12 protein-coding genes are annotated in these 13211 nt (G+C 54.5%); 7 read left to right on the top strand and 5 right to left on the bottom strand.

The window, feature by feature from the left end:
- The first annotated feature begins 3 nt into the window (after nt 1-3).
- The 5 genes from RG807_RS05875 (at nt 4) to RG807_RS05855 (ending at nt 5868) form a co-directional block, all read left to right on the top strand.
- Nucleotides 4-1410, top strand: coding sequence for a sodium:solute symporter family transporter (locus RG807_RS05875; RefSeq protein ID WP_309044064.1), 1407 nt, complete (start codon nt 4-6; stop codon nt 1408-1410).
- A complete protein-coding gene (locus tag RG807_RS05870) occupies nt 1407-2360 on the top strand; it encodes a metallophosphoesterase family protein (RefSeq protein ID WP_309044063.1) in 954 nt (317 codons plus the stop codon). Before RG807_RS05875 ends, RG807_RS05870 begins: the two co-directional genes overlap by 4 nt.
- Nucleotides 2361-2509: 149 nt before the next feature.
- Complete coding sequence (gene ectA / locus RG807_RS05865; protein WP_309044062.1) at nt 2510-3025, top strand: diaminobutyrate acetyltransferase; 516 nt, start codon at nt 2510-2512, stop codon at nt 3023-3025.
- Between the two features lie 77 nt (nt 3026-3102).
- A complete protein-coding gene (gene ectB / locus RG807_RS05860) occupies nt 3103-4371 on the top strand; it encodes a diaminobutyrate--2-oxoglutarate transaminase (RefSeq protein WP_309044061.1) in 1269 nt (422 codons plus the stop codon).
- Between the two features lie 54 nt (nt 4372-4425).
- The gene (locus tag RG807_RS05855) at nt 4426-5868 is read left to right on the top strand and encodes an aspartate kinase (protein WP_309044060.1); all 1443 of its coding nucleotides are present in this window, start codon (nt 4426-4428) and stop codon (nt 5866-5868) included.
- A gap of 51 nt (nt 5869-5919) precedes the next feature.
- Here the strand turns inward: RG807_RS05855 and RG807_RS05850 are convergent, their stop codons facing one another.
- From RG807_RS05850 to pdxH, 3 genes are read right to left on the bottom strand one after another with little or no spacing between them, the layout of a single operon-like run.
- Entirely contained in the window at nt 5920-6522 is a 603-nt protein-coding gene (locus RG807_RS05850) for a DNA-3-methyladenine glycosylase I (protein ID WP_309044059.1), read from the bottom strand.
- Between the two features lie 21 nt (nt 6523-6543).
- On the bottom strand, nt 6544-7332 hold the full coding sequence (locus RG807_RS05845) for a 4'-phosphopantetheinyl transferase family protein (protein ID WP_309044058.1): 789 nt from the start codon (nt 7330-7332) through the stop codon (nt 6544-6546).
- Complete coding sequence (gene pdxH / locus RG807_RS05840; RefSeq protein ID WP_309044228.1) at nt 7301-7936, bottom strand: pyridoxamine 5'-phosphate oxidase; 636 nt, start codon at nt 7934-7936, stop codon at nt 7301-7303. Before pdxH ends, RG807_RS05845 begins: the two co-directional genes overlap by 32 nt.
- Before the next feature lie 204 nt (nt 7937-8140).
- On the opposite strand from pdxH, the gene RG807_RS05835 reads away from it, so the two are divergent.
- Nucleotides 8141-10981 carry a DUF748 domain-containing protein gene (locus tag RG807_RS05835; protein ID WP_309044057.1) on the top strand — a complete coding sequence of 947 codons (2841 nt, stop codon included), beginning with the start codon at nt 8141-8143 and terminating at the stop codon, nt 10979-10981.
- Between the two features lie 44 nt (nt 10982-11025).
- A complete protein-coding gene (yfbR, locus tag RG807_RS05830; RefSeq protein WP_309044056.1) occupies nt 11026-11619 on the top strand; it encodes a 5'-deoxynucleotidase in 594 nt (197 codons plus the stop codon).
- 32 nt (nt 11620-11651) lie between these two features.
- On the opposite strand, the gene RG807_RS05825 is transcribed toward yfbR, so the two are convergent.
- Complete coding sequence (locus RG807_RS05825; RefSeq protein ID WP_309044055.1) at nt 11652-12686, bottom strand: SPFH domain-containing protein; 1035 nt, start codon at nt 12684-12686, stop codon at nt 11652-11654.
- Between the two features lie 2 nt (nt 12687-12688).
- Nucleotides 12689-13147, bottom strand: coding sequence for a nodulation efficiency, NfeD-like protein (locus RG807_RS05820; protein ID WP_298451142.1), 459 nt, complete (start codon nt 13145-13147; stop codon nt 12689-12691).
- Nucleotides 13148-13211 lie beyond the last annotated feature (64 nt).

Here is a 13211-nt window from a genome sequence, read left to right as displayed (position 1 = left end):
ACAGTGAATATCACAGAAGCCGCCCTTTTTTGGGGATTTTTGCTGGTTTATGGCGTGGTTATGTATGTGCTGTCGCCGAAAAGCAGGAACTCGGAGTCGTTCTACAAGGGCGCTGATGATCAGGGTAATCCGGTTAGTCAGTGGTCGCTTACGGCCAGTATTTTTATCAGTTGGATTTTTGCCAAGTCGGTGACCAATGCGGCGAATCTGGGGGCGGATTACGGGGTTGTCGGGGGGCTGGCTTATGCCAGTTACTGGCTTTCGATTCCGGTGGCCGGGTATGTGATTTATCTGATTCGCACGCAGACGGGTGCGCGGAGTTTGCAGGATTTTCTTACGTCGCGGTTTGGGCGTTTTGCGGGCTTGGCGTTTGCGGCGGCTATTCTGATTCGGTTGTATAACGAGGTTTGGAGCAACACGGCGGTTGTGGGTGGTTACTTCGGGCTTCCCGGGGAGTTGGGGTATTACCTTGCGGCGATGGTGTTCACGGCGTTTACGCTGGCTTACAGCCTGAAGGGCGGGCTGCGGTCTTCGATTTTTACGGATGTGATTCAAACGTTCGTGTTTGTGTTTTTCCTGGGGGCGGTGCTGTTCATGATTATCCCGGCCAACGATTCTTCCGCTTTGCTGAGCGAGGGCGAGTTCCGGTTGAATGCGGGCTTCGATCTGTTGCTTGTGGCCCTGTTGCAGATGTTCAGTTATCCGTTTCACGACCCGGTGCTGACGGACCGTGCTTTTGTGAATAAAGAAAAGACCATGCTCAAGAGTTTTGTAGTGGCGGGTTTGCTGGGCTTTGTGGCGGTGTTTTTGTTTAGCCTGGTGGGGGTTCACGCGCGCCTTAACGGTATTGAGGCCATGGGCAATGCGCCTGTGGCGGTGGGGCAATCATTGGGCTTGGCTGCGTTGTTTTTCATGAGTGTGGTGATGATGACGTCTGCGGGTTCTACTCTGGATTCCACCTTTACCTCGCTGGCCAAGTCTCTGGCGGTGGATTTGCCGCGGCTGGTGCAGGGTGCAAAAGACCGACTGCCGAGCATGCGTGTGGGTGCGGTGGTGATGATCGTGTTTGCGGTGATCGGCAACCTGCCGATGTTCGCTGGCACGGATATTCTCAAGGCCACGACCGTTTCCGGCACTATGGTGATGGGGCTGGCGCCGGTGTTTTTGTTTTATAGATTCACTCGCTGGTCGCCGTGGAGTTTTCATCTCAGTTTCTGGACAGGCCTCGGGCTAGGCGTTTTTCTGGCAGCGGGGCTTATTCCGGCGAGCTGGGCGATTGGGGATGGCAAGTACGCCACGCTGTTGGGCGTTAACGCCTATGGGTTCCTGATATGCACCGCGGGCTTCTTCCTGCCGTTGGCGGTGCGCCTGCTGGCCGGGAAAACTTTGGCGGCCGGAGAAGCGCGATGACGGAAGGCCGCAGTTGTCCTCTGGCGTATCGCTATCAGCCCGCTGCTTTGTGCGCTGACCCTGTGCCGGTGGCTGAAGACGTTATTTATGTAATTGGCGGGCTCTACGGCAATCCGTTTGCGCTGGATGAAATTGAGAGCATGGCACTTGCCGAAGAGCGGCAAGGGCGCAGCGTAAAGCTGGTGTTCAATGGTGATTTCAACTGGTTTAACGCCAGTGATGAACTGTTCCGCGATATCAACAGCCGGGTACTGAGCCACACGGCCATTTTGGGCAACGTGGACTATGAGTTGGCAACTCCGAATAGCGGGGCCGGATGCGGCTGTGCCTACCCTGAGTTTGTGGATCAGGGTGTGGTTGAGCGTTCCAATCAGATTATGTCGAGGCTACAAAAAACCGCCGGATCGCACCCGGATATTCAGCAGCAGTTGGCTGCCCTTCCCAGATATCAATGCTTGATGTTTGGAGGACTAAAGGTTTTGGTCTTGCATGGTGATCCGGAGTCTTTGGCGGGTTGGGGGTTGGCCCATGAATCCTTTGCTGCCGGCAATGAACATCGTCTTGAAGAGTGGTTCCGGGAATCCGGCGCAGATGTGATGGTCTCTACCCATACATGCCTTCCTGTGCTTTGGTCTGGACTGGTTCAGGGAAGGCTTTGTGCAGTGGCTAATAACGGCTCATCTGGTATGGGCAACCTGAGCGGGGACGCAAGAGGGTTGATCACTCGCATAAGTCGCACCGCATCAACTTTGGGGCCTGTGGAAGGCTTGGTTTCAGTGGCCGGGTTGCGCCTGGATTTGATGCCTGTAAATTATAATGTCAGTGCGTGGGTGGAGCAGTTCGATCAGCTCTGGCCTGCGGGCTCGTCGGCCGCAATCTCATATAGACAACGTCTCCTTGAAGGCGCTTCATTAAGCCCCTCTGATCTTGTTTTCCCCTTGTCACCATAATCTTTCCTGCGCTGGCGAAAGCGGTAATTTGGGCTATCCTTGGGGTGGGTATAAGGGTTTTCCGGGGTGTAACTCCCCGGTTCGACTTGAAATATATTTTGTGGTCTATATAATTTAACGCTTAATTTTAATAGCGAACCACTTAAGTTATGACTTCTGAAGGATCGAATACCACCGCCATCACCCTTCGCAAACCGACAAAGGATGATGGCTTCAGGCTCCACCAGTTGGTAGCAGAGTGCCCTCCACTGGACGCCAACTCCATTTACTGCAACCTCCTGCAGTGCAGCGATTTTGCCGATACAGGCGTAGCTGCGGAGAAAGACGGCGATCTGGTTGGTTTTATCTCCGGTTATACCCCTCCCCAAAAACCCGAAACCGTTTTCGTATGGCAGGTTGCCGTTCATGAAAAGGGCCGTGGGCAAGGCTTGGCCAAACGAATGTTGAAAGAGATCGTGTCCAGGGAAGCGTGCAAAAACGTGACCCACATGGAAACCACGATCACCGCCGATAACGAAGCTTCATGGGCATTGTTCCGCTCTTTTGCGCGAGATATGGGCGCAGACATTGAACACCATGAGCATTTCGAGAAGGGCATCCATTTTGGCGGCAAGCACGATTCTGAGTTTCTGTTGCGCATCGGGCCGTTTACCAGCAATCCCTGAGTGCCCGCACGTCAAAGCATCAGAACGATCGTTTAAAAATTCTGCATAAACATGCCGTAAGGCAATGAGGTAACACTATGGAAATTTTCAAGTCTACTGAATCCGAAGTACGCGTATACAGCCGTGCCTTTCCAGTGATCTTTAACCGCGCCAAGAACGCGCATCTTTACACTGAAGACGGCAAGCAGTACCTGGATTTTCTGGCTGGAGCCGGTTCACTGAACTACGGCCATAATAACGATACGCTGAAAAAAGCGCTGCTTGAGTACATCGAGTCCGACGGCGTGAGCCAGGGGCTGGATATGTTCACTACCGCCAAGCAAGGCTTCATGGAAGCCTATAAAAAGTACATTCTTGACCCCCGTGGGCTGGATTACAAAATGCAGTTCACCGGCCCCACAGGCACTAACTGTGTGGAAGCTGCTCTGAAACTGGCCCGTAAGGTAAAAGGCCGTACTGGCATTATTTCGTTCACCAATGGTTTCCACGGCGTAACCATGGGTGCCGTTGCTGCAACCGGTAACAAGCACCATCGCGGTGGTGTTGGCGCGCCCCTGAGCAATGTGGACTTTATGTTCTACGATGGCTACCTGGGTGAAGACGTAGATAGCCTGGCCATTATGGACAAACTGCTGTCGGATGGCTCTTCGGGTGTTGAGGTGCCGGCTGCCGTTATTGTTGAGGCCGTTCAGGGTGAAGGTGGTTTGAACGCGGCACGCGCCGAATGGCTGAAGGGCTTGGAAGCGCTGTGTAAGAAGCGTGACATGCTGCTGATTCTGGACGACATCCAGGCGGGTAATGGCCGCACCGGTGAGTTCTTCAGCTTTGAGTTTGCTGGCATCACGCCGGATATCGTTACTGTATCCAAGTCTCTGAGCGGCTACGGCCTGCCCATGGCACTGGTGCTGTTCAAGCCTGAACTGGATATTTGGAGTTCGGGCGAGCACAACGGTACCTTCCGTGGCAACAACATGGCGTTTGTTACGGCCCGTGCTGCCATTGAGACCTATTGGAAAGATGACAGCTTTGCCAACGAAGTGAAGGAAAAAACCCAGGTACTTGGCGATGCGCTACAGGCCATTTGCGATAAGTATCCGGGTGAGTTCAAAATGAAAGGACGTGGTTTGATGCGTGGCATTGAAGCGACCAATGCTGACATCACCGGACCGGTCACCAAGCGTGCGTTTGAGCACGGCTTGATCATTGAGACCAGCGGCCCGAATGATGAGGTGATCAAGTGCCTGATGCCGCTGACCACCAGCAAGGATGACCTGAAGCTGGGTGCTGAATTGCTGGCAAAGAGTGTGGATGAAATCATGCAGGAAAGTATGAGCAAGGCGTCTTAAGACGCCTGTTGTTAACCAGGACATTTACACTGCACGGTAAGCCAGGGTAGGAATATGACAAGCCAATTACATACCGTCGAAAAAATCGGCGGTACCTCAATGAGCAACTACGAAGCGGTGCGCGACAACATTATTGTTGGCGACCGCAATAAAGAAGATCTTTATCAACGTATTTTCGTGGTGTCTGCCTACGGTGGCGTAACCAACGAGTTGCTGGAGCACAAAAAAACCGGCGAGCCAGGCGTGTATGCGTTGTTCGCCGATGCCGAATCGGATTGGGCCTGGGGCGATGACCTTACCCAGTTGATCAAGTTCATCACCGATATTAACGGTGAGCTGTTTGAAGACCCTATGCTCAAACAGCAGGCGGATCAGTTCATTACCGACCGCATTGAAGGGGTTCGTGGCTGCCTGATAGACCTGCAGCGCCTGTGTTCCTATGGCCAGTTTCAGCTGGAAGAGCATTTGTTGACCGTGAGGGAAATGCTCGCGGGCATAGGTGAAGCCCACAGTGCGTTCAACACCACCCTGAAGCTTCAGCAAGAAGGGATTAATGCTCGTTTTGTGGATCTTACTGGCTGGCGCGATACCGAATTGCTGCCGCTGGATGAGAAACTGAAACAGGCATTCGATGCGGTAGATTTAAGCCGTGAGTTGCCCATTGTGACCGGCTACGCCCAGTGCAAAGAAGGCCTGATGCGCACCTTTGACCGAGGCTACAGTGAAATGACGTTTAGCCGGGTTGCGGTAATGACCGACGCGCGCGAGGCGATCATTCACAAGGAATATCACCTGAGCTCGGCCGATCCCAACATTGTGGGCGCCGATAAAGTGGTTCCATTGGGACGCACCAACTACGACGTGGCTGACCAGCTGGCAAACCTGGGTATGGAGGCCATTCACCCCCGCGCCGGTAAAGGCCTGCGCCAGGCGGAGATTCCGCTGCGGGTAATGAATACCTTTGAGCCGGAGCATACTGGCACCTTGATCACCGGTGATTACGTCAGTGAAAAGCCGCAGGTAGAGATCATCGCCGGCGCCAAGGGTGTGTTCGCTATTGAGGTGTTCGACCAGGACATGCAGGGAGAGCCGGGTTCTGACCGCCGTATCCTGGATATCCTGAGCCGGTTCAAAGTGCGCTTTATGGCCAAGGACACTAACGCCAACACTATTACCCATTACGTGGGAAGCACGCTCAAGCACGTTAAGCGTGTCGTGAGTGCGTTAAAAGACGAGTTTCCAAACGGTGAAATCAGCACCCGCAAAGTAGCGGTTGTTTCAGCGATTGGCAGTGATATTAAAATACCGGACATTCTTGTGCGGTCTGTCAAAGCCCTGGCTGAAGAGAAGATCAACGTGCTGGCCATGCACCAGTGCATGCGCCAGGTGGATCTTCAGTTTGTGGTGGATGAAGACAACTACGAAAAAGCGATCATTGCGCTGCACGGTGCGTTGGTTGAGCCTCACAACCATGGGTATGCGATTGTTGCCGCCTGATCGGTTGAGATCCCGGCTGCGTTCGCTGCTCGTAAAGGGCAGTGAACGGCCTTATTGCGCCACTAGTCGACATTGAGTGTGTTGTGGGCAATGCACCATGTGGTCGTTGACCATACCGGTGGCCTGCATGAAGGCATAAACAATGGTTGGGCCTACAAATGTGAAGCCTGCGCGTTTTAGTGCCTTCGACATGGCCTCGGATTCCGGCGTAGTAACGGGTACCTCTGCAAAGCTGGACCACTGGTTCTGAATGGGCTTGTTGCCTACGAACGACCAGAGAAACTCTGAGAACCCTGTGCCTTCCTGCTGCAGTTTCAAAAAGCCTTTGGCGTTTTTGATGATCGACTGCACTTTCAGCCTGTTTCGCACAATGCCAGGATTCGCTAATAATTCCGACACCTTGGCATCATCGTAGTGAATGATTTTTTCCGGAACGAAGTCATCATAGGCAGCCCGATAGCTTTCCTGTTTGCGCAGTATGGTTATCCAGCTCAGACCTGCCTGCTGGCCATCCAGGCAGAGTTTTTCGAACAGCGCCAGGTCGTCGTATTCTGGTCGCCCCCATACTGTGTCGTGGTAGTGAACGTAAAGCGGATCGGTACCGCACCATGAGCAGCGCTCCGGGGGTGTTTGGTATTCCTGCGAAACTGCCATGCTACGGCCCTTCAGTCGGTATTATTGCTGTGGCTTTGCCTGAATCTTGCGATGAAACATGGGCTCCCAGTGCGTATCCAGTGCCTGTGCTGAGCTCAGACTGTAATCATCAAGGGGCGGTTCCAGCAGTGTGATCCTTGGCCATGAACCACCCTCACCATCTGCGTTTTGTTTGTACACCAGTGTGCACAAGAACCCCTCTGTATAAAACACACAGGCCTGCCAGAGGCCGTCTGGCTGGTCGCCGTAAAGCTCAAAATTCCTGCGCACCTCCAGCGTTTGAAGATTGCCCGCAATGCCACGGCCAGTGGCCTTTAACCAGGCTTCTTTCAGTGTCCAGGCTTGAAGGAATGCCTGGGAATCATCTTCCTGAAACAGCCATTCCTGTTCAACCGGGGAGAACCAGCGTTTAACCACCTTTTGCCATTGCGGATGCCGTTTGCTGGGCTCGATGTCTATACCTACTGGCGAGCCGTATTGAGTCGCGCAGGCAGACAGCCCATGGCTATGACTCAGAGAGAGGTGCCAACCTGCCGGGCAGGCAGCGGCCGTTGGGCGGCCTTCCACCGGGCAACACAGGTCCGGCTCCATAGAACCTGCCTTGCTTAAAGCCTGGCGGATCAACCACCGGCTGGTAAGAAACTCAGCCGCGCGATTACCACTGAGCTGAGCGAACCGGTCAAGTTCATGGGCTGTCAGCCAAATCGGTGCAGCGCCGGGCATTTGCCCCGTCTGATGGCACAATTTTATGGTGGGCTGTTGCAGAGCCTTTCCGGAATCAGGGTTGGAGTCGTTGGATGAGCCAGCCATCGCCTTCCCTCACGTATTCGAACCGATCGTGAAGGCGGCTGGGGCGGCCTTGCCAGAACTCGATGCGATCAGGTACAACGCGGTAGCCACCCCAAAAGCCGGGCAGTGGCACCTCGCCTTCGCTGAATTTGCGTTTCATTTCAGCCACTTTCTGCTCAAGTAGCCCTCGTGACGTGATGGCCTTGCTCTGCTCGGAAACCCAGGCGCCAATCTGGCTGCCTCTCGGGCGCGAGGCAAAGTACTTGAGGGATTCGGCTTTACTGACCTTCTCTACCTTGCCTTGAATTCGTACCTGGCGATTCAGGCCAATCCAGGGAAACAGTAGCGCCGCCCGCGGGTTCTCGGCAATTTCGTGGGCTTTCCGGCTTTCATAATTGGTATAGAACACAAAACCGCGGCTATCAAAGTACTTCAGCAGCACTGTGCGCAAATCGGGCATGTGGTCGGCACCCGAAGTGGCCAGTGACATGGCGTTGGGCTCAAGAATACCAGCATCGCGCGCGTCTCCGAACCAGGCTTCGAACTGTTGCACAGGGTCGTTGTTCAGGGCTTCATGATCGAGTCCTTCACTTTCAAAATCGCGACGCATATCGCTGATGTCCATAAATGCCCCCTCTCGATCACTGAAAACCACAAAAGACGTGTAAAAAACTGACTGCAAACCATGCTTGGTAAGAGCTATCAGGATATAGAGTTCGGTTTCCCGTGTCAGCGGTTGCTGCACAATGGCTGACAAACAGGCGTTCTCCGGACTATCCTTGTGAAAGATTATTTGCTCTAGCCCCCCCTCGTCTCAAAGGAGAAAAACGTGGCTGAAAGCCGACAGCGCAGTCGCCTTCCCGGAATTCTGATTATCGTCGCGCTTGTGTTCATCCTGTTGTATAGCTTGGCGGGCTTTCTGGTGTTGCCCTGGTGGTTAAAGCGAGCTTTGCCGGATCAGCTGGAACAACACATGAGCTGGCAGGCAGAGGTGGGTGATATCAACAGTAACCCGTTTGCATTGAGCGTTGAGGCCCTGAATCTTTCGGCCCAGGACAGTGATAACCAGAAGGTCGTGGGATTTGATCGGCTGTATATCAACCTGAATTTCTTTGAGTTGCTTCGCGGTATTGTCGGGTTTGAGGCGATTGAGCTGGATGAGCCGTTCATCCGGCTGGATTTGCTTGACGATTACAGCGTGAATTTCGCCCGGGACTTTCAGGCGGCCAGCGCAAGAGAAAAGGAGGCGCTTGAAGAGCCCACTGAGCCAGAGGATGGCCAGTCGCCTCCCTCGATTTACTTTCAACAGCTCACCATCAACGGCGGTGAGTTGCTGTTCCGGGATTTCACTCAGCCAGAAATGGCAGAGTTCCGCATTCTGCCGCTGGATCTTACCTTGAGTGATCTGGCCACCTGGCAGCGTGATGATCGCAACAGCGACTACCATCTGCAGGCAGCCATAGGTGACCAGACGATTGAGTGGCAAGGCAATCTGAGCATTACGCCACTTTATTCCAGCGGGAATCTTGTTGTTTCAGGGGTCGACCACAAAACACTCGGGCACTTCCTGACACCCTACCTGCCCTACGGTTTACTCGGAGGTAAAGTAACTGTGGGTTCCGATTACCAGTTGCAAGCAGGGGATACGCTGCAACTTGTCACCACGAATGGCCGGGTGTTGGTGGAAGATCTTGCAGTTGCGCCAGATAAGCAGGCTGAACAGGCCCGTTTGAGTACAGCCTCAATCGCCATCGAGGATATCGGGTTTGATCTCCGGGCTCGTGAAGCCCAAGTTGGGAAAATCTCTCTGGCGCAGCCGGATATTGCGCTGGCGCGGAACAACCGGGGAGAAATTGACTGGATTGCCTCGCTTGCAGCATTTTCCGAACAGAATGAGGCGGGCAACGAGGAGAGCGCCTCCAAATCAGGCGAGCCCGCACCAGCGGAAACGCAGCGGCCGTTTCGCTGGTCGCTTGCGGGCATCGATGTGTCTGATGGCCGAGTGCTCTGGCAGGATTTGCAGCCCGCATCGCCAGCGGAACTTGAACTTGAACCGCTGTCGCTATCTATCGGAAGCATAAACAGCGAGATGGAAGATCAGGTGCCGTATGAGCTACAGGCGACTCTGGGCAGTGGGGGCAAGCTATCCGTTAAGGGCCAGCTGACCCCTGAGCCATTTACGTTGGAGGCCGCCATCGCCGGCTCAGGCATTCTTCTGGCTGCGTTTGAGCCCTATTTACAGCAATCGGCCAATCTCGCAATTGCAGACGGCACATTGGGGCTGGATGGAAATCTTGATCTGGATGGTCAACAGGAGCCTTTAACCGGCACCTTCAGTGGCACTGCTGAGGTTTCCGGGTTGAACCTTCAATTGCCGGGAAGTAAGGAACGTCTTGTTTCATGGAAGACGCTACGCCTGGCCCCCATTGAGTACAACGTACATCCGGCGCGGCTTGAAATTGGCACGGTGACCCTCGCCCAGCCGTCGATTAATCTGGTACGCAACACCGATAACATTCATAACCTTGCCCGGATCAGCCGGGATTCTGAAACGGATAATGCGGCCGAGCCAGCTCAGCCAGAACCCACGGATGAGGCCGGGCTTATTTTCCGTATTGGCCAGTTGGTGCTTGAACAAGGCGCACTCGACTATACAGATCGTACGTTGAAGCCGGCCTTTACAACCTCAATTGACCAGCTTAATGGCACTGTTTCCGGCCTTAGTAATGTGTCGCCCCAGCAGGGCAAGATTAGCCTGAAAGGGCGAGTAGGAGGCAGTGCGAGTATGGAGCTTGATGGCACAATCGGCACTCTGGGGGCTGAAGAAACCAACAACCTCACACTGGTGATGAAGGACCTCTCCTTGCCTGCACTTACGCCTTATCTGGGGCGGTATCTGGGCTATAGCATCGACAGCGGCAAGCTGGAACTGGACCTTGATTATGAGATTACCGGCAGCCAGATAAACGCATCGAACCGGGTGGTTATGGATCGCCTTGGGTTGGGGCAGGCGATTGCCAGTGAAGACGCCGTGAATGCACCAGTGAAATTGGGACTGGCGCTGATGCGGGACAACAATGGTGTCATTGAGGTGAACTTGCCCATCAGCGGCGATATGAGCAGCCCGGATTTCAGAGTGGGCCAGGTGGTGATGCGCACCTTTGTGAATTTGCTGGCGAAAGCGGCAACATCGCCGTTCAGTATGCTGGGCTCCATTGCCGAGCTTGCGGGCTTGAGTGGCGAAGAGCTGGGGCAGATAGGTTTTGAGCCGGGCACCAATAAGCTGGCCCCGGGTGAGGCTGAAAAGTTGGCGGCTTTGGGCAACGCCTTGCTTGATCGGCCGAATCTGCTGCTGAACGTGCGCGGTGGTGTTTCACCCAACGTTGATGGCCTGGTGCTTCTGCGTGATGAGCTGGCAGCAAACCAAAGCGTCGAACTGACAGAACAGGCCTGGGAAGAGGCCCGCGAGGCGTATCTTGCGGGCGAGCGATCACTGGCGCCTGAAACGCTGAATAATCTCGCCAGCGCCCGCGCTGGTGTATTGATGGATATACTGCGAGACACCCACGATGTGCCAGCCAAGCAGTTGTTTTTGCTCGAGCCTTCCCGTGATGCGACGGTATCGGAAGGTGGCAAGGTTATCGTTGGGTTTACTCTGGATTCCCGCTAAGACATTCATGAAGCACATAACAGCATTCAAAAGGAACACAGCTCGTGCCTAAGGCCAGCAGTCATTTCTTTGCATACGTTTCCCGCTTGCGCTGGATTAAGCGTTGGGGGTTGATGCGCAACGCTATAGAAGAAAACGTAGCGACTCACTCCTGGGAAGTGGCTACGTTGGCCCACGCTTTGGCGCTGATTCGCAACCGGCACTTTGGCGGGCAGGTGAATGCCGACAAGATTGCCGCTGCGGCGCTGTACCACGATGCAACAGAGGTTATAACCGGCGATATGCCCACGCCCATAAAGTACCACTCCAAGGTTATGCGAGAGGCCTTTGGTGATATTGAGCATAAAGCAGAAGCGGAGCTGCTGGCATTGTTACCGGAAGACCTGCGTGAGGACTTTGCGCCCTACCTTCAAGAGTCCCGATTACCAGAGGAGGATCGTGAACTGATCAAGGCAGCAGACCGCCTGTCAGCCTGGCTGAAATGCCAAGCAGAGGTGCGAGCGGGTAACCGCGAGTTTGAGCCTGCGGAGAAGCAAATCCGAGAGAGACTTGTGCAGGAAAGGTTGCCGGAAGTGACCTACTTTATGGAAGTGTTCGCACCCAGTTACGAAGAGCCTCTGGACAACCTGCTGGGCTGAACCCAGAGGTTGTCCGTTTACGTGCCAGAAAATCAGGCGTTGCTGGCGCCGCCCACCAAGCCGCCACGCAGGCCATCTTTCTGCAGCGATTGGCGGACAGCGTCTTCCGGGCTGCCAGCCAGTTCCCGGAACATGCCCATGGAGCCCAACAGAGCAGAAGACTCGTAGGGCACAAACACCCGCTCGCCGTCTTTTGCCATGTTCGGCAAAACCTTGATGTAACTCTGGCCCAGCAGGTAGCCGATAACGGTTTGCTTGTTGTCTTCAGAGTCACCCATGGCGCTCAGTACCAGGCGAATGGATTCCTGCTCACCCTGAGCACGCAAAATGGCAGATTCCTTGTCGCCCTGGGCGTTAAGAATGGCAGATTCACGCTGGCCCTGGGCCTTGGCAATAGCGGCTGATTTTTCACCTTCTGCCTCGGTTACCGTGGCCCGGCGTTTACGCTCGGCGGCCATTTGCAGGCGCATGGCCTCTTCAACTTCTTCCGGCATGCTGATGTCCTGAACCTCTACCCGAGTCAGCTTTACGCCCCACTTTGAGGCCGCTTCTTCCATCTCGGCCTGAATGGCGTTGTTCACCTCAGCGCGGGATTCGAACAGTTTATCCAGTTCCATTTTGCCCACTACTGAACGCAAGGTGGTTTTAGCCAATACTTCCACCGCCTGGCTCATGTTGGCCACTTCGTATACCGCACGGCGGGGGTCGATGATCTGGTAGTAGAGGGCGCCATTGATCTTCACGGTCACGTTATCGGTGGTCACCACTGGCTGGCCGGGGAAGTCCATCACGGTTTCCCGGCGGTCGATGCGGGTTTCGTCAGTCATCATCGGGTGGTATTCCTCGCCCATGCGCATGTAGCGGATCATGGTGATGGGGCGGGGGCGCTCGACAAAGGGAATAATGATGTTTACACCACTTTCCAGAACCCGGTTGAAAGAGCCCAGACGCTCAATAACCATCACTTCTGACTGTCGGATGATCACCAGCCCTTTGGCAATGATGAAAATGCCGATGGCGACAACAATCAGGCTGATGATCAGCCCTGGTGTAATAAACGCTTCCATACTTACTGTTCCTTGTGTGTGGCTGTGTGAACAATGGCGGTTGTGCCATCAAACTGACTGAAAATAACCTCGGTTCCCTCAGGGAAGTCGGTGGCGCCGGTATTGTCATCTTTCAAGCGATAAAAGTCGCCGTTGATCTTGATACCCGTAGCGCCATCAAAATCCCGTTTCAGGGTGCGATAGCGCTCTCCCTGTTCGACGCCCGTGCCAGTCGTCCCATAGGCCACGCCTTTTGGGGAAAACCGTGGGCGGATCCAGCGGATAGCGATTGGCACCAGCAGGCCCGAGAACATGCCCATACCGACCAGTTGCCATTCGAACGACATGCCGACATAGGCGAGCACAGCGGTCAGGCCAGCAGCAATAGCCAATGCCAGCAGCAACAGCACGCCGGACGTCAACTCAGCCAGGCCCAATGCAAGGGCCAGAATCAGCCAAAAATGTGTAAGACTCCATTCCATACAGAAAGTCCGCAGGTTCAGGGTGAAAGAAATCCGCGAGATTGAACTCCCGGTAAGTGGATTG

The organism is Marinobacter sediminicola, assembly GCF_031157525.1.
Taxonomy (GTDB): Bacteria; Pseudomonadota; Gammaproteobacteria; order Pseudomonadales; family Oleiphilaceae; genus Marinobacter; species Marinobacter sediminicola.
Note: the sequence above shows the minus strand (reverse complement) of the source record. Positions and strands in the feature narration are given on the sequence as shown.

What these genes read in the sequence shown, in the direction of transcription:
- pdxH (WP_309044228.1), bottom strand. Translation starts at nt 7,936, where the DNA reads ATGGACATCAGCGATATGCGTCGCGATTTTGAAAGTGAAGGACTCGAT.
- RG807_RS05850 (WP_309044059.1), bottom strand. Translation starts at nt 6,522, where the DNA reads ATGGCAGTTTCGCAGGAATACCAAACACCCCCGGAGCGCTGCTCATGG.
- RG807_RS05820 (WP_298451142.1), bottom strand. Translation starts at nt 13,147, where the DNA reads ATGGAATGGAGTCTTACACATTTTTGGCTGATTCTGGCCCTTGCATTG.
- RG807_RS05825 (WP_309044055.1), bottom strand. Translation starts at nt 12,686, where the DNA reads ATGGAAGCGTTTATTACACCAGGGCTGATCATCAGCCTGATTGTTGTC.
- ectA (WP_309044062.1), top strand. Translation starts at nt 2,510, where the DNA reads ATGACTTCTGAAGGATCGAATACCACCGCCATCACCCTTCGCAAACCG.
- RG807_RS05855 (WP_309044060.1), top strand. Translation starts at nt 4,426, where the DNA reads ATGACAAGCCAATTACATACCGTCGAAAAAATCGGCGGTACCTCAATG.
- ectB (WP_309044061.1), top strand. Translation starts at nt 3,103, where the DNA reads ATGGAAATTTTCAAGTCTACTGAATCCGAAGTACGCGTATACAGCCGT.
- RG807_RS05845 (WP_309044058.1), bottom strand. Translation starts at nt 7,332, where the DNA reads ATGGCTGGCTCATCCAACGACTCCAACCCTGATTCCGGAAAGGCTCTG.
- RG807_RS05870 (WP_309044063.1), top strand. Translation starts at nt 1,407, where the DNA reads ATGACGGAAGGCCGCAGTTGTCCTCTGGCGTATCGCTATCAGCCCGCT.